Source organism: Sphingobacterium faecale, assembly GCF_016746095.1.
Lineage (GTDB): Bacteria > Bacteroidota > Bacteroidia > Sphingobacteriales > Sphingobacteriaceae > Sphingobacterium > Sphingobacterium faecale.
Window position 1 is genome coordinate 428,578 of the sequence record NZ_JAERTY010000004.1, and the last position, 21,845, is coordinate 450,422.

At 37.7% G+C, this 21,845-nt stretch carries 21 protein-coding genes; 5 read left to right on the forward strand and 16 right to left on the reverse strand.

Features of this window, described 5'->3' with window-relative positions:
• The first annotated feature begins 167 nt into the window (after nucleotides 1–167).
• The gene (locus JKG61_RS09800; protein ID WP_202102791.1) at nucleotides 168–572 is read left to right on the forward strand and encodes a hypothetical protein; all 405 of its coding nucleotides are present in this window, start codon (nucleotides 168–170) and stop codon (nucleotides 570–572) included.
• A 71-nt stretch (nucleotides 573–643) separates the two neighbouring features.
• Here JKG61_RS09800 and JKG61_RS09805 read toward each other — a convergent pair whose 3' ends face one another.
• On the reverse strand, nucleotides 644–913 hold the full coding sequence (locus tag JKG61_RS09805) for a hypothetical protein (protein WP_202102792.1): 270 nt from the start codon (nucleotides 911–913) through the stop codon (nucleotides 644–646).
• A gap of 328 nt (nucleotides 914–1,241) precedes the next feature.
• Here JKG61_RS09805 and JKG61_RS09810 point away from each other — a divergent pair, with 328 nt between their 5' ends.
• Entirely contained in the window at nucleotides 1,242–1,742 is a 501-nt protein-coding gene (locus JKG61_RS09810) for a GNAT family N-acetyltransferase (protein ID WP_202102793.1), read from the forward strand.
• Between the two features lie 47 nt (nucleotides 1,743–1,789).
• Here JKG61_RS09810 and JKG61_RS09815 read toward each other — a convergent pair whose 3' ends face one another.
• Nucleotides 1,790–2,617, reverse strand: a complete 828-nt coding sequence (locus tag JKG61_RS09815) for an aminoglycoside adenylyltransferase family protein (RefSeq protein WP_202102794.1) — start codon at nucleotides 2,615–2,617, stop codon at nucleotides 1,790–1,792.
• Between the two features lie 167 nt (nucleotides 2,618–2,784).
• Between JKG61_RS09815 and JKG61_RS09820 the strand changes: the two genes are divergently transcribed.
• On the forward strand, nucleotides 2,785–3,192 hold the full coding sequence (locus JKG61_RS09820) for an SRPBCC family protein (protein ID WP_202102795.1): 408 nt from the start codon (nucleotides 2,785–2,787) through the stop codon (nucleotides 3,190–3,192).
• Here JKG61_RS09820 and JKG61_RS09825 read toward each other — a convergent pair.
• The 4 genes from JKG61_RS09825 to JKG61_RS09840 form a co-directional block, all read right to left on the reverse strand.
• A complete protein-coding gene (locus tag JKG61_RS09825; RefSeq protein WP_202102796.1) occupies nucleotides 3,182–3,463 on the reverse strand; it encodes a hypothetical protein in 282 nt (93 codons plus the stop codon). The two genes, JKG61_RS09820 and JKG61_RS09825, sit on opposite strands and share 11 nt — an antisense overlap.
• 224 nt (nucleotides 3,464–3,687) lie before the next feature.
• Nucleotides 3,688–4,752 (reverse strand): 3-oxoacyl-ACP synthase III family protein, encoded by a 1,065-nt coding sequence (locus tag JKG61_RS09830; RefSeq protein ID WP_202102797.1) that lies wholly within the window; start codon nucleotides 4,750–4,752, stop codon nucleotides 3,688–3,690.
• Between the two features lie 179 nt (nucleotides 4,753–4,931).
• Complete coding sequence (locus tag JKG61_RS09835; protein WP_202102798.1) at nucleotides 4,932–5,123, reverse strand: cold-shock protein; 192 nt, start codon at nucleotides 5,121–5,123, stop codon at nucleotides 4,932–4,934.
• Nucleotides 5,124–5,234: 111 nt separating this feature from the next.
• Entirely contained in the window at nucleotides 5,235–5,501 is a 267-nt protein-coding gene (locus JKG61_RS09840) for a hypothetical protein (RefSeq protein ID WP_202102799.1), read from the reverse strand.
• A 164-nt stretch (nucleotides 5,502–5,665) separates the two neighbouring features.
• Here JKG61_RS09840 and JKG61_RS09845 point away from each other — a divergent pair, with 164 nt between their 5' ends.
• Nucleotides 5,666–5,992 (forward strand): glutaminase, encoded by a 327-nt coding sequence (locus JKG61_RS09845; protein ID WP_317192404.1) that lies wholly within the window; start codon nucleotides 5,666–5,668, stop codon nucleotides 5,990–5,992.
• 37 nt (nucleotides 5,993–6,029) lie between these two features.
• Nucleotides 6,030–6,137: a glutaminase gene (locus tag JKG61_RS23090; protein WP_262896199.1), complete on the forward strand. Its 108-nt coding sequence runs from the start codon at nucleotides 6,030–6,032 to the stop codon at nucleotides 6,135–6,137.
• A gap of 24 nt (nucleotides 6,138–6,161) precedes the next feature.
• Here the strand turns inward: JKG61_RS23090 and JKG61_RS09850 are convergent, their stop codons facing one another.
• The 10 genes from JKG61_RS09850 to JKG61_RS09895 form a co-directional block, all read right to left on the reverse strand.
• The gene (locus tag JKG61_RS09850; protein WP_202102800.1) at nucleotides 6,162–7,772 is read right to left on the reverse strand and encodes a helix-turn-helix domain-containing protein; all 1,611 of its coding nucleotides are present in this window, start codon (nucleotides 7,770–7,772) and stop codon (nucleotides 6,162–6,164) included.
• A gap of 63 nt (nucleotides 7,773–7,835) precedes the next feature.
• On the reverse strand, nucleotides 7,836–8,243 hold the full coding sequence (locus tag JKG61_RS09855) for a hypothetical protein (protein ID WP_202102801.1): 408 nt from the start codon (nucleotides 8,241–8,243) through the stop codon (nucleotides 7,836–7,838).
• Nucleotides 8,244–8,380: 137 nt separating this feature from the next.
• Entirely contained in the window at nucleotides 8,381–8,929 is a 549-nt protein-coding gene (locus JKG61_RS09860) for a DUF1573 domain-containing protein (RefSeq protein ID WP_202102802.1), read from the reverse strand.
• Nucleotides 8,910–11,045, reverse strand: coding sequence for a DUF4838 domain-containing protein (locus tag JKG61_RS09865; protein ID WP_202102803.1), 2,136 nt, complete (start codon nucleotides 11,043–11,045; stop codon nucleotides 8,910–8,912). Before JKG61_RS09865 ends, JKG61_RS09860 begins: the two co-directional genes overlap by 20 nt.
• A complete protein-coding gene (locus JKG61_RS09870; RefSeq protein WP_202102804.1) occupies nucleotides 11,032–13,848 on the reverse strand; it encodes a tetratricopeptide repeat protein in 2,817 nt (938 codons plus the stop codon). Before JKG61_RS09870 ends, JKG61_RS09865 begins: the two co-directional genes overlap by 14 nt.
• A complete protein-coding gene (locus tag JKG61_RS09875) occupies nucleotides 13,841–15,202 on the reverse strand; it encodes a glycosyltransferase family 2 protein (RefSeq protein ID WP_202102805.1) in 1,362 nt (453 codons plus the stop codon). The genes JKG61_RS09870 and JKG61_RS09875 overlap by 8 nt, the downstream gene beginning before the upstream one ends.
• A gap of 89 nt (nucleotides 15,203–15,291) precedes the next feature.
• Nucleotides 15,292–16,464 carry a HEAT repeat domain-containing protein gene (locus tag JKG61_RS09880; RefSeq protein WP_202102806.1) on the reverse strand — a complete coding sequence of 391 codons (1,173 nt, stop codon included), beginning with the start codon at nucleotides 16,462–16,464 and terminating at the stop codon, nucleotides 15,292–15,294.
• Between the two features lie 637 nt (nucleotides 16,465–17,101).
• The gene (locus JKG61_RS09885) at nucleotides 17,102–17,935 is read right to left on the reverse strand and encodes a helix-turn-helix transcriptional regulator (RefSeq protein ID WP_202102807.1); all 834 of its coding nucleotides are present in this window, start codon (nucleotides 17,933–17,935) and stop codon (nucleotides 17,102–17,104) included.
• A gap of 980 nt (nucleotides 17,936–18,915) precedes the next feature.
• Nucleotides 18,916–20,229, reverse strand: a complete 1,314-nt coding sequence (locus JKG61_RS09890) for a mechanosensitive ion channel family protein (RefSeq protein WP_202102808.1) — start codon at nucleotides 20,227–20,229, stop codon at nucleotides 18,916–18,918.
• 366 nt (nucleotides 20,230–20,595) lie between these two features.
• Nucleotides 20,596–21,816, reverse strand: coding sequence for an MFS transporter (locus JKG61_RS09895; RefSeq protein WP_202102809.1), 1,221 nt, complete (start codon nucleotides 21,814–21,816; stop codon nucleotides 20,596–20,598).
• Nucleotides 21,817–21,845 lie beyond the last annotated feature (29 nt).

The following is a 21,845-nucleotide window of genomic DNA, read 5'->3' on the forward strand; positions in this document are numbered from 1 at the left end:
ATCCCCGCGGCGGGGCTCTCACTGTATCTGGGACTACCGCATGTGGGTTCGCCAGCAGACACAAGCCAACAATAGTGATGAAAAGCAAATAATGATGGGATATTAATACATTATTTTGCACAAAAGACAATTACTTCCTGTAGCTTTACAGCTCAAACTTCTTTGCTATGCCCTATCAGAATGTATTTGTTGAATTTTGTGAACAGATAAAGTCAAGTATCGATCAAGGAACTTTTGCCAAATTAACTTTTGCCAAAACAATGGGCGATACGGAGCTTAAAAATATTTATGTGCAACTCCGCCCTCTAGACAACGGTGCTTATGACTTTGTGTTAAACCTGAGGTATAAGACGGAAGAAATTGAACAGTTCTATCCGGCTGAGGAGTTCTTCACGGCTTTGGGTACCTACATAAAAAATCCCTTTACGAGTGTAGTCTTATTTACCACAGAAATGGACCTTACATTCAAAATTAATAAAAAAGGTGCGGGCAGCCTAGTTGAACAAGCTCCTACATTTAAACATGCTTCGCCTGCTATGCTGGAGATAGCGAAGCATAATCCAGCACACTGATCTACTAACCAATACTGTTGTGGCCCCGTGCTGTCTTTATGAAGATGCTATGCCAAGATGAGTAAGATCGCTTACTCGTCTTCTTCCAGGTACACACTGTGAACGACGAATTTGATTTTTTTATGGGGTAGAAGCATATCATCCACATCTTCGGAGTCTATGGGGTAAAGGGTGTCATGTCCTCCGCCATCTAAAAGTTCAGAATCGGGTATAAGCTCATAAAAAGTGGTACCATCAATGTTGGACAATTCTTCCACCTTAATATAAGCCACATCTTGGCTGGTCCACATAGACAGTATCTCTCTCGTGAATAATTGGTAGGGACTTTCTTTTTCTGACATGGCGCAAGTTACTAAAAAGAGCGCTTATTATTTTAAATAGCTCACTTATGAAGATATTAAATATACATCGGAATGCTAAGATCATTAAAACTAAAACAAGCAGTGATAAGAGCTACAGGTAACCCTCTTTTTTATCCTACTAATTTTCTTTTGTAGACTTTGATATTGTTAAATTTGCACGAAAATGAGTACCTTTCCAGCCATCGTCTTTATATGATCAACAAACTGGAAACACGAAAAAAGGAAAGTGGCAAGATAGACTTGAGGAAATGAAGTGTACGAGGGAATGGCTAATCCCAATGACATCGAACAGTTAAAAATAACAAACATGAAAAAAAGTAAGATTGTATATAGTAAATACACATCTGCTGACTTTGGAAGTTTCGAAACCTTGGTTTACAATGACGATGTTATGCGTTATATTTCGGGTAAAGCACTTACCACTCTCCAAGCGAGGGATAAATTCGATTCTATTTTAGCTATTAACGATGAGGAAGAATATCTAGGCTATTTCAAAGTCTACAATACGGATAAAGAATTTTTGGGAGACTGTAAGTTGGAACGCTGTAAATATGATTCGAGGAAGTTGGAAATTGGCTACATCTTGAAGAAAAGCTATTGGGGTCAAGGGTATGGGACTCAGATCTGTGCCGCGATGCTCGCTCTTGCGAAGAAGGTATCGCCCGAAAAAGATATTCTAGGAATCATCGACCCTGATAATATAGCGTCGAAGAAACTTCTTGAAAAATTCGGATTTGAGAGTTATTTCATTGGTGTAGAGGATGGCTTACCTACAGAAAAGCTTATCCTAAAAAAACAAACGATCTAATCAATTAAGGATTTTAAAATGTAAAATAGATAGGATTTATTTTTTAACTAAACCGACTTTCTCCCGTCTAGAATTATCATAATCGACCCTCTAGCAAACTTGATAAATGACGCCATCTCCTCAGGGCTTGGAATCAGCTCACCTTCTCCTCCATCTAAATAATGTCGCCTTGCTTGGGCAAGCCAAAACTGGTGGTTCGTGGGTATTCTATCCATTAACCATCCTGATGCCTCCTCCTTGGAACCGATGTTTCCCGTCGATGCACTATACCAGATTCGGGCAATTGTCAATATGATATTCCTTTCATCTCCACGCCAATCCTCCTCGTTATTCCATTGACTCAATGTACTTTGAAGGGTTTTAAAAAAATCACCATTTGGAACATCATCTACAAATAATTTCGATGCGATTGCACCGACCATCGGGATACTTGATATTCTCGCTTTTTTTATCAATATACATAAGTCTGCATCGAGAACCGCTCCCTCAACAACTCCTTTCAAAATATCATTCCTCAACCACTCTCCAAACTGCATCTCCCTTCTAGGCGGATATTTCCAAGGTACAACTTCTGAATAGTTAATTACGGTAACCTCTAATGCTCTTTTGTTAGCACTCGTACCTGGTTGCGCTGAGCAGGTTAAAAAACGCTGCATAAGTCCGGTACGTACATCGTCACTCATCGGCCTGTCTATAGTCACCAATAAATCGATATCACTAAAAGGCTTTAATCCCCCAGCTACTGCAGAGCCGTATAAGTGAATAGCCAACAAGGAACTATCAAGATATTTACTTATAATAGCACATGCCTCAGTAATCTGTTGATTATCTACGAGATTCAGTTCTAGCTCTTTTATCAAGTTATTAATGTTCATAACGGAAAAGCATATTCATCTTTACATACCTTCTATATCTTATCATTATATGCTAAGGTAGTTATTTAATGATAACATTCGTGCTTAAAAACTTGTCCTCAGACAAGTGGATTCCCCTTTGACATTGTTAAATTTAACTCATAAAACTCGATTCAAGCAATAAAACGATGGAAACAATTCAACTCATTAATTATATCAAAGCGCCGGCTTCACACATATACCGCACATTGACTTTAGAAGCAGGGCTTTCTCAGATATGGACTAAAAAACTTAAGGTAGAACCAATAGTAGGGTTTATCAATGAATTTGATTTTAATGAACCGGAAATCACGAAAATGGAGATATTAGAATTATGTCCAGACAAATATATTCTCTGGAAATGTATTGAATCAGATAAGGAATGGCTCGAAACGATCGTGTCATTCGAGCTATTTCAACGGAAGGATAAAATAGCAGTAGTGCTAAAACACTCCAATTGGAAATCGATAACGGAGTACTACCAATGGTGTAACTACAATTGGGCTATGTTCCTACAACGTTTGAAATACTATTGTGAAGAAACGGTCAACCGATAACCTCATCATGTATAAAAACTTCTCCTATAAATTCGTCGTTGGTATTATTGGCTAAGGCGTCATCTATCAATAGAAAATGTTTGCCAACTAGTGGACCGGATATTTTAGAAATTTCTTCGCTGTCCATTTCAAAAAAGCGTGTCACATCTACATAATCTGGGATCCATGTGGGATTGGGATTGGAAACGTAAGATGTAGAGCGCAGGATATTATATCCTCTATGCTTTAAATCCATCAGTGTATTGAAGCTCAATTTTACAAATCCTATCATATCCACTACTCTTTATATCGTACAGTTCGCCAAGTCATTCAACCGAAGCATTTGTCTTTTGAATCTGTTGCCATTGCTATCTTTTTGTAAGAGAACAATGAAAACCTAAAAATGTTCAATAAAAGACTCCAACAAGATAGGTTGACTCATTCAGGGAATATAAATGACAACGGTCTTCTTGTTTTAAGAAGACCGTTGTCATACTCCTGCCAAATCTCCCAAATCTACCATCGATAGGTTATAGCATTTATATTCATCCCTGCTCCAACTGAAGCAAACATAATAAGATCTCCCTCCTGAACCGCAAAATTCCCGATTTCTCTGTTCAATACCTGATGTAGTAGTGTAGGTATTGTTGCTACAGAGCTGTTTCCCATATGAGCGATATTCATAGGCATTATATTTTCGGGAAGTTCGGCTATACCATACAATTCAAAAAACCTTTTGACGATGGCCTCGTCCATTTTATCATTGGCTTGATGTAAGAATATCATCTTAAGATCATTGATATTTTCGCTGCTCCGATCAAAACATTCTTTCATGGCCTGGGGCACATATTTAAGCGCGTATTCATAAACCTTGCGTCCCTTCATTTTGATAAACTGGGGTTCTTCAACCTCTCCACTATTCTCGCCTGCGGAAATAATGTAGTCGAGTTCAATCCCTGTATCGGATCTTACGGCAGTATTGATAATTCCCGAATTAGTCCCATCAACAGCCTGAATAATGCATGCGCCAGCCCCATCAGAAAAAATCATACTATCCCGATCCGAAGAATCCAATACTCTCGAAAGCGTATCGGTACCGATGACCAAACACGTTCGAGCTTCGCCACAGCGTATGGCCATGTCAGCTTGGATCACCCCCTGTACCCAACCGGGACAACCAAAAATAACATCATAGGGAATACAAGAGGTGCTTTGTATACTTAATTTGTTTTTGATCCGCGATGCTACAGAAGGCACCATGTCGCGTGGTGCCCCCAGATGATACATTTCGCCATAGTTGTGCGCAACCACAATCAAATCTATTGACTCTCTGTCTATTCCCGAATTCTTAATAGCTTCCTCGGCAGCAAAAGCTCCCATATCTGAAGCACCAATCCCCAGACTAGCATAACGTCGTTGTTCGATTCCCGTGATATCCTTAAACTTACGAATAATAGTCTCGGTAGATTGCTCTATCTTAACACCTCCATCCGTAAAAAAATTACTATTCAAAAAGCAATGATTACCAACTACTTCTGTCGGAATATAAGCTCCTGTACCTATTATTTTTGATCGAATCATTTCAAATTTATACAAACATTTAACTTTTGGAAATATTTCTCTTTAAAGCCTTTTAGAATCACAATTTAGCAATAAATAATGATATATATTTTGAATTAAACAAAAACATAAAAATAAGAGGAAAAAGAAAAAGCCGTCCCTAGTATGAACGGCTTTAACAATATATGCAAGAATAATCTTTAAATCAATTTTACATTTACTGCATTGGGACCTTTCTTTCCTTCCTGAATATCAAAAGATACGTGATCGTTCTCGCGTATATTTTGTGTAAGGCCTGTCACATGTACAAATACCTCATTACTTCCGTCGTTTGGAGTAATAAATCCGAAACCTTTGGATTCATTAAAAAACTTTACAATACCTTCTTTCATAGATAACTTAAAAAAATATAAATAATTAATTACCTTATAAAGATATGATAATTACTTTAACTTTAAGCAAAGTTAATATATAAATTATAACATTACCCTCGATAAAACTACCTAAGTCACTATAAAAACATATCCTTCCAGCTCTTCTTCTTTCACCTTCTCTAATGCTTCTTCAATCCGAAGTAGGGTCGGTTGATTGAGCGGCGGCTCGTAACCTAGATTATTCAAATCCCTCATATATACTCTTGTATTGTCTATACGTTCTGGAAACCAGTAGATCACAGAATCTATTAATTCATTATTGGAGGTTAAAATATTGTACCCCTTTTTCTTTAAATATACTAACACCCTGCGGGTTAATTTTTCAAATTTCACCATGTACTATTACTATAACATTCTATTTTGAAAAACGTTTCATTTGATTGGAATGTTATAAAGCCAGGTATTATTTTGTATTTTTATCTCCCGTAAATTGGTCATAAACCAAATCCCACATTGACAAGATCAAAGCACTAGTACGCTATATTACGAAAAACCCTTCGATAACCTATAACCAAATGGTATATCAATCGGAAAAAGCAACAGGACACCGTAATGGAGTTAGGTTCTATCTGATGAAAAACACAGGAGTTATTACGGGTCCTGAAGATCAATTAGATAATTATTTCCGTCAATGCTCCATTGAGCTTACTGCGGAAGATCTCGCCAAAATCGGTTATTTTTTCGCCAATCAATATATCCACTATGACGGAGATCGTAAATATGAAGACGGTTCATTAGCAAAGCTGGTTTTATCACAGATGCTGATTGCAGCGATGTATGAATTCAGTGGAGAGTACGGGCGTACGGTAGACTTAAAGCAAATATGATGTCGGTGGAGGTATCGTGATTAGTGTTCCCCATCGCATGGGTATAGGTGCTTTTAGCCGTGCATTGGATAGTCATAGCAACTCACTAGCAGGTTATCACATGATTCTGGATCTCACAAAAAAGCATGGTTTAACTATATTTTAAGCAAGAGCAGCACATGGTTGAAAATCATGACGATCTTTCATCTTGATCTTTCTTTATAAAATGTACATAAGCAGAAGGTGGTGTCCCTGTCACCAATTTAAATGCTGTTGAAAATTTACTAAGCGACGTAAATCCACACATCTCGGCCAGATAAGACAATTTAAATCCAAGTAATTCGGGAGATTTATCCAATTGATCAATAATATATTCTATACGCTTAGTTTGTATATATTCGTAAAAATCCTTTTCTCTATACTTCTGTATAATATAAGTCACATAACGAGGGTTGGTGCCCATACTATTGGCCAGCTGATTGAGCGTAAGACTCTTTTCGAGGTAGAAATTCTTTTTTTCTAATTTGTTCAGCTGTTCACGCAATCTCTGTTCTGTATCCTTAGAAATATTAACTTCTTTTTTCTTGACGGTAACGTTGGTTCCTTCACTAACTTCTCTTTTAGCAACACGGGTTACCGGAGAAAGTACATTTTTCTGTAAATTGTCCGCTATGCACACTGTGTCATTGTTTTTGTCTACAGATCTGCATCTTAGTTTGTATATGTTTTTGCGACGGTATATATACAACATAGCAAACGTTGTAGAAACGAGTACAAACAGAATACTACCGATAGCATAAATATACTTAACCCGATAAGCTTGCTTGGTCGAGTGAAGCCTAAATATCATTTCATCCGATAACTGTTTAGCAATCTTATCTCTCTTATTTTTGATTTCGCTTGATTTTATTCTATTTTCAATAGTCTTATGCAAATTACCAATCTTGGCATAATACTTAGCCCAAGTACTATAGGTTAGCATCATCAACTCTTCGACTCCACCGGCAGCAAGGTAAGGTTCTATTTTATCTAAGCATTCCTTCGCTTTTCTCGATTGACTTTCGGCCAGAGCGATCTCGGCCTGCATTCTATAAATATAGGGAGTAAGGTTATTTTCTATTTCACCAATCCTGTTCAAAGCTCTATCTAAAAAAACGCTAGCTTCATTAAAATTCCCAAGATGAAACTCACAGACCCCCATCAATTGGTCATTGGTCGCTTTAACCAAAATTGCACCTTTATTGTCATTTTCCTTAGTATCGATAGATGCTGCTGCTTTTTTAGCACATTGGCGGGCTTCTTCAAACTGGTTCTGCTCGAGATAATGAAAAACCTGCTCGTGCAGAATATTAATACGTGTCAGATTTTTCATCATCTTATCATCCTGGTATTCATTTGCCCGTTCTGCTCTTTCCAAATAGCTCATTGATACCATAAACAACCCAATCTGTCTAAAAGCTGTCGCTAAAAAACCTGCCGTATTACTCTGCCAGGAAAAATTCATCGTTGCATTGGCAATAGTATCTGCTTGCATTCCCTTATAAATACTCGATCGCATATCACCTTGATTATCGAATATCTTCGCCAATAACATTAACGATTTAATCTTCTCTTCGTCCGTAGCAGCAACGTCGTAAAGCGAATCCGCCGCCCTGTGGGCTGCATGTATATCCGTTGCGACAAGTGATACTATTACTTCGACATATCGCTCATGAAACGAATCTTTCCTGGATGTTTTCTGTCCATAGACAGAAAGCGCAGATAATATAATTTCTAAAAGTAAAAGATAAATTAACTTCATAATTACTTACAAAAGTTTCCTTTCTACCAATTTAATAGAATTGATGAGAAGCTCTTCGGTATATTACCAATAGAACAATGTAACAGTAATGAGTAATCCAATTATAAAGGCGATCAAAAAAAGCCTATGGAGCTTCCATCGTTTTTCCCTCGAAGGTTTCTCTATTACGCGCATTCCATGAAATGTCTTAAAATCATAAAAAGCACGGAGATTGTTCGTGTCTAACACCACTCCAATAGTTTTTTCCAGTTCTCTATGGAGATGTAGCAGGGCTAATTGCGACGACAGATATGCAACTTCATTATCCGCCTCAGTCTTAAGCTCTAAAAATTCCTCAAGTGCTTTATCAAGATCATCTGAAAGTGCCAATTCCCTATCAGGGCAATGCTTATTGATCGAATACTTCAGTCTACTTTCTAACTCCATCAAAGTAGACAGTATTTCTTTTGGATTATAAGATACTGAATTCATACGTAGATATTTAGCATCATTAGCTGGAAAAACAATGCAAACCGAGCTAAATATCCGTAATTCTATTCATTTAAAAAACTATTAAACCACTATTACAATTAAAAAAAGAAAAACTCCAACGATATACGACTGAAATCTCACTTATTATTATGTATACTTTTATCAAAATCCTCATTCATATAATATCCTTTATTGCTAGCATCACCATCAATAAGCTCTTTAAATCCTCCTTGAGATTTGATCTCATCAGAATAGAGTTCTTCATAATCCTTAGTGTACATCGCATTTGGCACAACATTGATATCAAAAATCAATTCCTTGTAAAGAGCATCTTCAAAATTTCCATACAACGTGATATAATGTTTGACATATCCAATATTCTTGGCACTATTGTAACTTAATGTCAACAATCGTTCTTTGCCCGGAGGTACTGTAAAAGCAGCCGTGCCTTCGTCCATCTTCAAACATCCACAAGATGTTATAATATCCGTAATCATCAACGGATTCTGGCCAATGTTTTTCAATTTAAAAGAAAGATCTTTTTGTTGTCCGGCCAATATGGGATAATAATGACGTTCATTGTCCTCCACCTCCATAACCGTCTTACGCTTGGAGAGATCTACGCAGGAAGCGAGCATAAACGTCACTCCAATAATAAAAAAATAATTAATATAGCTGTATTTCATCACACGCGATTACTGATTTTTTCAATCCTTTATTTTTATAAATCCTTATTTCTAAGTCTGAGTGTGCCAACAGATCGATTTTCTTTTTTAACGTCACTAAATCGCCAAGAACTGAAAAGTCGTTAGTACTAAACTGCATAATCTTGTTCCCTGTACTCCACAGTTCTATTCGTTCAGGTGCAGACATTCGATGCCGAGCATTCAATAGAAATGTCATTTCCAATGTCATCGGCTCTTTTTCTTCTCCCTGCTTCCTTCCGATTATACGCACATCTTCGCCAACCAAAAACCAGCCTTGATTAAAATCTGAGACAAATCCCACTTTATTATCGCAGAGTAAACCTGAGCTTTCAATTACATCTGCTGAAGAAATCCCTATTGCCTTACTTACCTTAAATCTATTGAAAGGCTTCGAAACACCCTTCAATCGCTTCCACTCTTTGAGATAAGATTTTAAAGCTCCTTTTTCTTCCTTATAATTCACTACACCTTCTTCCAAGGCTTCGTCCAACCTATGAATAAGGGTATCGTTGCGATGAGAAGTGCGTAATATACCGCCTTGATTCTCTAGAAAACCATCTGCTACGTCACCATTATGATAATCCAACTGTAATTTTGTATAACTCAGCACATTTAATAGCGTTCGAACACGATATCCCTCATTCCCCTGTAAATCATCCACCAACAACTCCAAATCCGTATAAAACTTACTGAATCGCTCCGTGTCAAAGTAAGTTTTCATAGATTGGCGGAAAGAGCTATATATAGCGATATCCCTATTATCATTATATGCATTATCCTCTATTTCCAACAGATATTGGCTGAGTAGTTCGGCTGAATGTGGGTAAAATCTTTTATGATATCTCCTCACCAAATCGGATACAGATAGGGAGGGGTCTATCATTATCGCACTCAACACATACGTTTTAACGTCGTCAAACGGTGAATAATCGTAACCACTGCCATTGAGAAATAGACCATTAATGCCTAGCTCTCTAAAATAAGTTAACTGTGCCTGCACTCGCCGCAGAACAGGAAAAGGAGTAATATAATCGTCAAAATTAGATATATAATCCCACAAGTAAATTCTAAAGGTCTGTTCATTCCACGACTTCAGCAATGTAATGAACTTCTGCACAGACGGAGCATTCCTTTCCAAGCGAGGTGATTTGGGAAGATCTATAGTGCTCAGAAGTACACCTGCTCGATCGGCCAGCCTAATCTTTGGAGCCTCACTGGTCGTTCTATAAGCCATTGTATAAAAGTGATCGTGTGGAAACTCCTCTGTCAATCTATTTAAAAGGACGGCAACGGCCCCACTCGCACTCTTCGCAGTATTTCCTTGCTTTTTACAGGACGTACAGGTACATACCTTGTCGTTATCATTGGGAGCAACCATAAACCACGTGGCTCCACGAAGCCCATGACCATATTCTTCTATGATGAAAGCTTTAATAGCTTGAAAAGTCTTTTCGGACGAAAAACAGTATTGATCCTTATCCCGAATCCCATCCACCAAAGCCATAACGCCAGAGTCGGCACCTCCTGCAAATACCTTACTTAAATTGTGTCCCCAAAGCCCCCAATCCCGATCTACATTATGGGTCAAGAGAATCCCCGATAGGTCCTGATCCATATTAGGTTGGAGATGGGGTTCTCTATACCCAAACGCAAAATAGCCTTTACGAGTTTTAAATTCCAAATAATTAGGTGGGATATCATCTCTATCTAACTTATGACAATCCCCCAACCTATCGATCAACATATAGGACAACCAACGCAATATCCCCGGATCTCTACCAAATAACGATAATCGTCCATATTCGTTGACAATTTCGTAATCGCTTTCTAGATCCCCTACAATCTCAACATAGACTATCCCTCCCTTAAATTCTTTAGAATAAACATCAGAACGGTCAACCTGGAATATTGTTCTCTCTGAATTTCGCTTGTCCAAATGTCTAAATAGATAATCTGCAGCCCGTGCACTTTCCTTATCCCCATTCGATATAATCAACAATTGTTGCGTCGCGAAATCAAAGTCTCTTCCTTGACAACTCGAGGATAGTAGGCAGAATAATATCCAAAACCATACGCTCTGTTTAAAATGCCACATGGAACTGAAAATATAGGTTATAAAGGTTTCTATAATTGCCCGTAATCACAGAGTTATCTGTTTGAAAATTATACCATGTTCCCATCACACTAGCCCCGATATTCTTCGTTATAGATCGACCTAGTCCAGCACCTACCATCACATTGAAAACGTTAAAACTATTATAGAACTGCGTATTCAAAAGATCGATATCAGGCGAATTACCTATACTTCCAACAGCCAACAAATAGTTTTTGGGATTATGCATAAAATATTGGGCTCTTCCTCCTAAGCTGTAGAGATATATCCCTTCACCCTCACTATCCAGAAAGAAATTACTCCATTTCGCAGATAACCTAAAGTCTTCTATTTCCTTAGCCATCCCCAGATTAAGATTGAATAGATTTTGTCTGGTAAATAGTCTTCTATATCCAAGTCCCCCTTCCGCTTCCCAAGTAGGCCTAAGCACATAAAGGGCTGTTCCGTTTATGGCTAATTTTGCAAAGAACTTATTTGCTAATGCAAGATCAATTCTTGTGGACAGTTTTTCTGTCCAAGGTGAAAACCACTCTACCTGCCCCTGTACACCTTTCCCTTCTTCCCTACCTGCATAATTTAACCTAGCTGTATAAGAATTTCCATCGGAGAGAAATCGGCTATATTCTACCGTTGAAATCGATGTGATTGCGTAATCATCTCCATATCGCGCACGAATGTGTGAGACACTAACGTTATTCTGGTAAGACTTCTGCCCTAGATAATCAAGGTGACTCTTAAACTCGGCGAACTCTAAAAGCGAAGGTTCATAAAACTGCTGATAACGATAGGCTGAATCATACTGTTTCAGACCTTCGTAAGCTAATCCTTTCATATACTTCAGCACCTTATTGTCTTGTTGGTAATATAACGCCGTGTCGATTATGGTCAATGCCTGATAATGTTCCTTCTGTTTTAGCAATTGACCAGCGTACTCTTCTGTCGTATGGCTAAATGTATTGATCAAAGGTTCGTGATAAGGGTTCAATTGTACCTGCCTATGTAACAAAGCCCAAGAATCTGGACGTTTCTCCGAACTATGGTTCATTGCTTCAGCGAGTTTTATCTTAAAAGCCACATCATCCCCATAGCGGTCTTCTGCTATCTGAGCGTAACGCAACATAGCGTCTTTGTCTTTTAACTGGTAACAGATATTAATCATGTACAATAATGCTTCTTGATTTTTTTCATCAATAGTCAACCAACGGTCACAAAGCTGTCTTGCTTCTGTTAGCTGATAACGTTCCTTTAGGCTCTTAACCCAAGGTTGCACCATATCGTTATAGCCATGCATGAGCCGATTCCGATCCTGCAGAGAAGCCCCTCCTAAAACCTGTTCATATATACTTATCGCATACTCATAGCGACCTTCTTTGTTATACAAATCAGACTTCTTAAGTAATAGCTCCGTATCTCCCGGTCTATCTAACAGTAAGTCATCCAACACCATTATTGCTTCCTGATAGCGTTTTTCAACAACATAGGCATTATATAGACCACTTTGAGCAATCGCGACAGACTCTTCATCACCATATCGTATTATATCTTTCCAATCGTTAACAGCCAAACCTATCTTACCGTCTTGCATATTAGTCTTCGCTTGCCGTAGTGTCATGGTCACATACGAATCCCTCAAGTCAAAATCAGTCGGATATTTAACAAAATACTCCCTCGTCAAAGCAGCTATTCTTCCTTCATTCCCCATTCGCTTATACGCCATCAACTCCCTCATGTCCAAATCCTTGCTTGTACCGGCACTATATCTATGTTTATGCAATGCAACAATGGCTTCTTCGTACTGCTCCTTAGCAATGTGGTCGTTAAAAACATACTCAAAAGCCTCTTTATTACTTGGTGAACTTTCAAATATTTTACCATATAGACTCGCTGGATCACTATTTTTAGCAGCCCTCGCCGCTTCCAATAAGAAGTAATTGTACTGTGAACGCAAGCTTCCACCTCCTCTTTTCATCTGAAACTCTAAAAAAGACAGAATTTCAGGATAACGTTGTTGGTGCTCCAGAATTGCAATTTTCTTCTGTACGAAACCTCCATTTCCAGGGAACTCATTCAATGCACGTTCGGTGTATACCAAAGCATTATTATAATCGCCGGCTTTGATATAATTATCGATAACAGCGAAATAACTATCTTGTTGCCTAGGCTGTTCGTCAATCCTTTTCTTCGACACTTCTATAGTTTCATCGATTCTACCGGCTTTAGCAACTGTCACGGCCCGTTGCTCTTGTGCGTATGCCTGGTCTCCTTTCAATTCACTATCTTCTGGATAAATCTGGGAGATTCGCTTCAACAAACGATCCGCTTCTACGTGATTTCCCATGGTTCTATACAGCTCTATCTTTTTACGCCACAACCCCTTCCAGTATGGATTCACTTCCAAAAGCTCGTTGATATAGCATATTGCGCTTGAAAACCGTTGCGTTTCGGTCTCAACTGTAACCAACATATGTTTGGATTCCACATTGGCAGGCGCATATTCCAACGATTTCACCAGCTCGTAGCGAGCTTTATCATATTGTTGTCTATGGGTATAATACTTACCCACCAACATCCGCATATCCGAGTCTCTAGGATTTTTCTTGAGATGCTCCTCTGCTCTATTTTTTCCCGCTTCCCATTTACCCTGCTTGTATAGATCATTAATCTCTTTGGCGTCTTCATTGCGTTCTATAGTGGTACTTGCACGCTGAGCGTACACTGGCTGATAGTAAGATAGCACTCCCAAGAAGACCACCAGTATTTTGGCGTATTTAAATTTCTTAAGCATTATTATGTACAGTATTAGCATTTTTCGAGGGAGAGAATCCCTGCCTTGTCATTTGACCCCATTTGAAATTTTTACGAGTTAAATATTGGACATACCCCCTTAAGGTGAATATCACGACAAGAGGATGATATAAAATAGCCTCAAACGCCGAAAACAGCACCAACTTAAGGTACTCCCAGAAGTTTTTATAAAGCTTACCTAAGACCAAATCATAGGATACAGTAACTATTGATACTGATAGTCCTATCAGGTAAGCATAAGCGATCATCATCCAGAATGTATCAAAGTTCACCTGATTGCTAAATAAGAGAAACAGAAGAAAAAGGAATCCAGTAAATTCGATAATCGGAGCAAGAAACTCAAAGAAAACAATGTAAGGCATAACGAGGAATCCCAGTCGACCGTAATCTCTGTTGAGAAAAAATTTGCGATGGTCGATAATGAATTGAAGCATACCTCGTCCCCAACGTGTACGTTGTCTATTCAGAACCTTTATATTTGGGGGTCCCTCTGTCCAACAGAGACTATATGGACACTGTACAATCCGATAAGCTTTTTTATTCTCTCGCATGTAGGCTACCATACGGACTGTCATATCCATATCTTCGGCATGTGATGCGGAATCAAAACCACCAGCTGCTACGACTATATTTCGGTCAAACAGTCCAAATCCTCCTGATACATTGGGAATAGCATTAACCATGGACCACCCCATCTTAGCAACGAGATAAGAACGTAAGTATTCTGTCTCCTGAAAAAGCGGGATCAAACGGTTGGGTGGCTTGACACGAGTAATACGCCCCTTGTCGACCGTACAGCCGTTTACCATACGCATGGTCGCTCCTACAGCAATTACATGTTTGTCCGAATCAAGAACAGGAAGAATGATCTTGCTCAGTGTATCCTCAGCAAGAATACAATCTACATCCGTATTGATGAAATAATCGTACTGTGCAATGTTCACCCCTGCATTCATTGCATCGGCCTTAGTTCCTCCATTTTCCTTATCCACTACCTTCAACTTGCTATAAGCTGGATTTTTTGACCGATATATTCGACGCACAGGCCTGCAGTATACTTTATACGCATAGTAGTATGGCACCTCTTCAAGCTCAAACTCTTCAATAAGAATATCTAACGTTTTATCCTTACTACCGTCATTGACAATAATTACTTCAAAAGTTGGATAATCCAAGTTCAATAGTGAATTGACACTATCGTAAATAATTACTTCTTCATTAAATGCCGGTGCAACAATTGATATACCTGGCGCTTCCTCAGGAAAATCTTTAAGATAGTTTTCTTCCTTTTCAGTATATCTATACCGATAACGCAAAGTATTGTAATAACTCATTATCATTAACCCTAAATAGAAAAGGGCTAAAGCAGTAGCATAAAAATAAATCAGATACGTAAAAAAATAAATCATTGATGTGCGGTGGTTTATACGGGTAAAATTGCTGTTTCGGAAAACACCTGATTCAAAAGTGTATTTTCATTTTCATTTGCCTTAACATAAGCCTCCTGTTGCAACCGCAATAATTCCTGATTTCCATATTCTCCGTGGCTCTTAATCGATCTTGCTATAATCAGCTTTGAGTTTACATCTTCGGTAGATCGATAGGCCTCCACTAGAAAATCCAAATTTTCACGGGCTTGCAGGTTCCCCATCGTGGTAATAATAGCTTCCCTAACCACATTGGTCTCTAAATGAAACCGTTCGATTAGACTCGAAGCACACTCAAGGTAACCTAGTTCACCCAAAGTCAGTATAACCTGTGCCCTTACATCTCTATTTTCTTGCCTATCCAACATTTCCATCAACGTGGGCGCTGCTTCATATTGCTTGAAAAATCCTACTTCGCGTAGAATAAAAACAATGTAATTAGGATTTTTGGAATTATTAATCCAACGCAATAGATTAGGGAGACGTCCCTCCTTGGATCGTTTAATTAGTGTTGAGTGCAAACGCAATTTATCCAACTGAGTGAACGCTTCATCAAAATTTTCTTCCATAAATCGAAAGGGATTATAGCTATCTTGGCTTGTATGAAGATCCCGCGCTGTCTTTCTTAGATGTTTATTTTTATGAAAAGTAGACTTGGAAAGAATACCACTATTTATTCCATTATCTATAGCGCCGACAATCTGCAGAGCCTCTTTACGTTTATCAGGTCCTGATGTACGGATTCTCTTCTCCCAAAACCCCATCAAACGCAAAGCTTCAATACAATTTTTGTAATTAATTTCATTCAATTCGCCTTCTTTATATACCGAGTTTTTAACAGTCAGAACTATATCTGTCAGCACATCCGATTTCCACCGCTTGGCTCTGTTGGTATCATACTGTAGTAATTCTTGAATTTCCTCCACTTCATAATTCACTTTATTTCGCATGACAAAAGTCAATTTTTCCTCAAAGTGATCCCGTGTACCTTTCTTCGTTTTCTCCTTTCGATTCATCCGGTAACCGATATATAATAACCGGAATACACCAAACAAAGTGATAGCAGCAAGCACCATTACCATAACCACAGTAATACGAATGATTAATGGATATCCATTATATACTGAACTCAAATAACTCAAATAATACAGATAGTAGTCGTAATACATAACTTTCTTTTTACTATTTTTTTAATACGTTGTTTTTAGATTGATTTCCATTAATCTCGAACAGTACTTTGCATCTTTTTGCTTGTTTAGTCCGAAAGCGTACGCTAGAGAGCTAATGTTTAACAAAGTTTGCAATTGCTCCAAACAATAGCGTCTCAAAACAATCCAACTTCAAGTGGACACCTTGTGCAACTAAGAAAAATAAAAAAAATAAGACAAAACAAAAAAACCTAAAACAACTATAAAACAAACACTTAAATAAAAAAATAAATCAAAAACAAGCATAAGCATAGCACGCTGTTTTTCGCTAAAAGGAAAACATTTCTTACACATACAAAGCATTTTCCTAAATAAAACAAGACATTAAAAAGCATGATTCTAACTGATGTAGACAAAAAACCACAAGCTCGCTTTATCGCAGGAGCGATAAATAGGTCAAAGTTAAAACTTCGGCATTACGAAAGGACTAGAGACAAAAAAGATGTTAACCAGTATATGTTTTGTTATTATCAATATAGGCAAAAAGCACCTACTACTCCAATGCGATAATGCCTATAGCAGAGTTTACCAAGCCGATAGGAATAGTTCCGCCCAAATGGAGAAATAAATAAATAAATAAATAAGGGAATCGGGCAAGTTACAGACCAAAGTCCAAGCGGTACTGATGAGGAGAACAGCCAAACTCTGCTTGAAAATTTCGATAAAAAGACGCTCGGGAGCTAAAACCACAAACCATAGATAAATCTTCAATAGTGTACATCAACTCTTGGTTCTTAAGCTGTCTTATAGCATAATTGAGTCTCAATTGATTGATAAACCCGTTAAATCCTTTACCAAATTCCTGTCTCAAAAAAGGAGCAATATGTTGTACAGGTATTTCCAATTGGGTGCTGAATTTGTCCTTGTTAAGATCACTATCCAAATAAGCAAGTGTCTGTATAAATAGCTCGATACGATTCCGATAGCATGCTTTCTGTTCTTTTGTCAAAGGAACCGTTACCAAAGCACTTTTCCTTTTACATTTTTGTGAGGTAGATCTATCTATGAATTTCTCAGCTATATCCACTGCTTCAGAGACTTTCTTTAATCTGCCATGAATAAAAAAGACAAATGAAGATCCTAACAAAAACACACTATAAAGCAAGAGTGAAAAAACTCTATGAATATGAGTATTTCCTATTTCGTTGACCATCTCCGCCAATATATATAATAGACAAATGATCAAAGCCATAAAGAATACAAACCAAAAAGCTCTTTGTAATCTATTTTGATAAAGGCGTTCTTTAACTATGCGGGCGATATTAGTCTTAAGGTACAATAAGTAACAACCTACGTGTAGCGTAGTCATAAAATGCATACCTATAATATACGTTGAGCTATGACGATAATGCATTGTAGAATCTTGAACAAACAGTAAGTAGAGAACAAAAGCCAACAAAAATGGCATCAGGTGAACCCAAAATTGAATCATTCTTACATGATTTTGGGGTAAACAATAAAATAAGTATAACATCCCTGGGCCATATAATAACCCGATGGGAAATGTCAAAGCTAGGTGTAACCAAGATGTCCCAAATATTTGGGAGACATATTCTAACATTAGAAAAAAAACACCTATTAAGAGCATTAACAAGAGATAACGGTTAAATAGAATCTTTTCCTTTCCTATATTCAGGAAAATAAAAAAAACGCTTAGCATAATTACCGTAAATGTCAGAACGGTTAATAAGATACTCATTTAAATATTGGGTTTAGACAATATAACTTTAGAAAAAATTAGCTTCTTAAGGCAGTGCTCATTTTCATTCCTAGATTATATTCTTTTCATAAGCTGTAACTATATTTCAAAAATAAATGAAATTACAGCTTTAAAAAGCTAAATATAAAGCAGAAATTACATATGTAGCTCAATCGCTACAAACACCTACTCAAATTCCTTATATACAGACATTTCAATTAATTATAAAAAGAAATCCCCTCCCAGTGATAAGCTATTGGTAAACTCATATTTACATGAATTATATTGCCACTAACTTTAATACTAAAGAAAAACAATGAAGAAGTGGCCTATACGACCACTTCTTTCATACACAATTTATTGAAAATTTATAATGGTAATAGGAAGTCTTCTATCATAGCTTACACATACAGCCAAATGATATAGGATACCAATTAACACTGTGAAGATAGCTAGTATAATTTGAAGCTAATCGGGTTTTCATCTGTCTCAAATTGGCTTACGGGCGACTTCCTGCAAGTTCAGAAAAAACAGTATACTTATTTATCTCATAAACGCACTATTTACATTCAAAACACAATGGGAGAGAAAAAAAGTAATTTTCGTCTAAAGTCAAAACTTCCTACAAACAGAACTATTCTCAACACGATTATTCTAGACAATTACTCTTATCAGCGCTTCAAAAATAAAAAAGAGTAAACGACACCTCTTATCTATAAAGATGAGCTTTCTACAAAAATACCACGCAAATCATCAGAAGCAGGTAGTTCAAAGATTTCAAGGTGAAAATATTTGATTGCAGCAAATAAATGATCAAATAGATCAGACATAGTATCTTCAAAAAAAGCCCATTGCGTTCCCCTGGTAAACATATAAAGCTCCAAGGGCAAACCGTGTTCGGTCGGAGCCAACTGTCTTACCAGGAGTGTTAATTCTTGATGAATACCTGGATTTTTTCGGGCATAGGCCATGGCGTAAGCCCTAAACAGTCCAATATTAGTCATTCTTCGTCCATTGACTAGTATCGTTTCATCGACATCTTCTTCTTTGTTAAAGTCTGCTATTTCTTTTTCCCGCTTTTCAATATATGGTTTTAGAAGAGCAATCTTTTTTAATTGTTGAATTTCTTCTAAAGTCACATAACGGATAGAAGAAATCTTGATATTAATCGCTCGCTTTATACGCCGTCCACCACTATCTTGCATACCTCTATAGTTCTTGAACGAATCACTAAGCAGCGTGTAAGTCGGAATAGTTACAATAGTTTTATCCCAATTCTGAACACGTACATTATTCAGATTGATCTGTAAGACATCCCCATCTACCCCATACTTAGGCATTTCAATCCAATCTCCTACACGTACAGAGTCATTGGCAGAGACCTGTATACTCGCTACAAACCCAAGGATTGTGTCCTTAAAAACTAACATTAAAATTGCAGATGCGGCACCAAGAGATACTAAAAACGACCAAGGAGATTCTCCGGTTAACAACGAAACGATCAACATCCCAACAACAAAAATCAAAAAAATCTGCACAACCTGGAGGTAGCTATCAACAGGTTTGTCCTTAAATACTTTGGTACTTCTAAGAATATCTCTTACTGTACGCAGTATACTATTGACCAAAGTGTAAACAGCAAATAACAGTAAAATCTTCAAAAAAGTATTTAATATACCGCTAAACACGGGAAAACCCATAAATATAATAGGAAATATCTGCTGCGCTATAAGGACCAAAATCAAACGGCTCAAATGAACCTGTACCCTATTATCCAACAACCGATCGTCCCAATCAGTATCAGTTTTTTTGATGAATCTAGTGGTCAGTGTATTGAAGAGATACCGTGTTATATAGTCAACAATTGCTAAAAGTATACAGGCAAAAAAAAGCAGTGCTACGGAAGCTAATATATGAACTACCTGATCCGTCGCGCCAAATTTCTTAATCCAATTAAATGCATATTGATAAATCTCACTGGTAGATGCTTCATTAAAGCTTAAGAGTGCTGTTTGTAGTATGTTCATCTCCACAACCTACTTAATTATATCCCCAAAAGGAAATATTTTATAAAATTTTCTACTATTCCGTTCGAAAATAGATCCAAAAACGAAAAAAACATATTTTTTTATTTAAGGTAGATACCTTTGAACCAGCCAATAAAAAATTATTCAGCCGGAAGAATTAGCTCCTACAACTATACTGGAAAAGCTTATAAATACTTCTTCCATAGATAAAAAAAACAGCTATTATATCTAGCATTCTGATTAAACTGACAAAACATCGGTAAAGAGAATTGCTTAGGTGGTGGAATAAAAGACAGAAGCAACAATAGGCTCCCTGAATCAGGGAACCTATCATTTAATAGCTACATTCAGTTTAGTAGGTAATCTCTAATCCTGTCTATCTATCGTAATAAATTTAGTCAGGACCGCACTGATGACATACAAACCGGCTAATACCCAAACAACACCTTCATTTCCTATTGTACCAATTAGAATACCGACTAAGGCTGGCCCTAAAAAAACAGGTAAGCCAGCCCCCAAATTAAGTATTGCCATTGCTGCACCTTTATCATCTTTTACTAAAGAGGGCACCAATGCCGATAATGGCACATAGCCAGCGAGTAATGCTCCCCAAGTCACACCGGCGGCCATCACCGCCCAATAATTTCCATCAAACCATATCGGAGAATAATAGAAAACAACTGTGGCTATAGCACAACCTACGCCTCCAAACCACATAATCGTATTCCGCCAGCCTACCCGATCTCCCACAAAACCGAAGATTAGATTAAAGATGATATTGCTTGTAAAAATTGTCCCCCAAATCTGCAACCATTCTTTTGTATCAAATCCGTACTCGGCCATATACATCGGTAAGAACACTGGAAAAGCAAACTGTGCCGTAGTGTTAATAACTCGCACAATTCCTCCAAGCAGTACTTTGGGTTCCCTTTTGACAATCGTCAATCCATTGAGTAATTCCTTACTCTTCGACTCTTTAGCAGCCTTGGTCTCGAACTTATCCTTGTTTATTACCAAAGCAAAAAAAGCACCGATCAGAACCCATATTATTGAACTCCATAAAGTATCCTCATAACCAAACCGCTCAAGCGCCCAACTGGAATAATAGGCTCCTAAAACATTTAATCCTCCTGTAAAAACAAACCAGAACCAGCCCACTGCAGTACTTAAGGTCTTTTGAGGCGCCCTATAGGTCACCCAAACCATAAATGAGTATGCAAACAAAGGATAACCAAACCCTCTAATCGCATAAAAAAACAACATAGCACTGTAATCTAATTTGGCCATGCCCATGCCCACAAAGCCTATTGTCCCAATAATATAGAGTATTAGTCCCATCAACATCGATTTCCTAGGGCCATAGCTTTCCGCCAAAACTCCAGAAAACCAAGAGGATATCGCGATAGTAATACCGTAGATCGTAAATAAGGTAGCAGACTGTTGAATACTCATTCCATGCTCTACGAGATAAGGACTCAACCATCCCTGCTCGACTCCATCTCCCATCATAAAGATCAAGATTCCCAGGTACCCCCACTTCAGATTGTCAGGCATCCCCAACTTAGTTACAAACGATTTGTCTTTCATATCATGATTTAGTTATTGGTATAAAACAC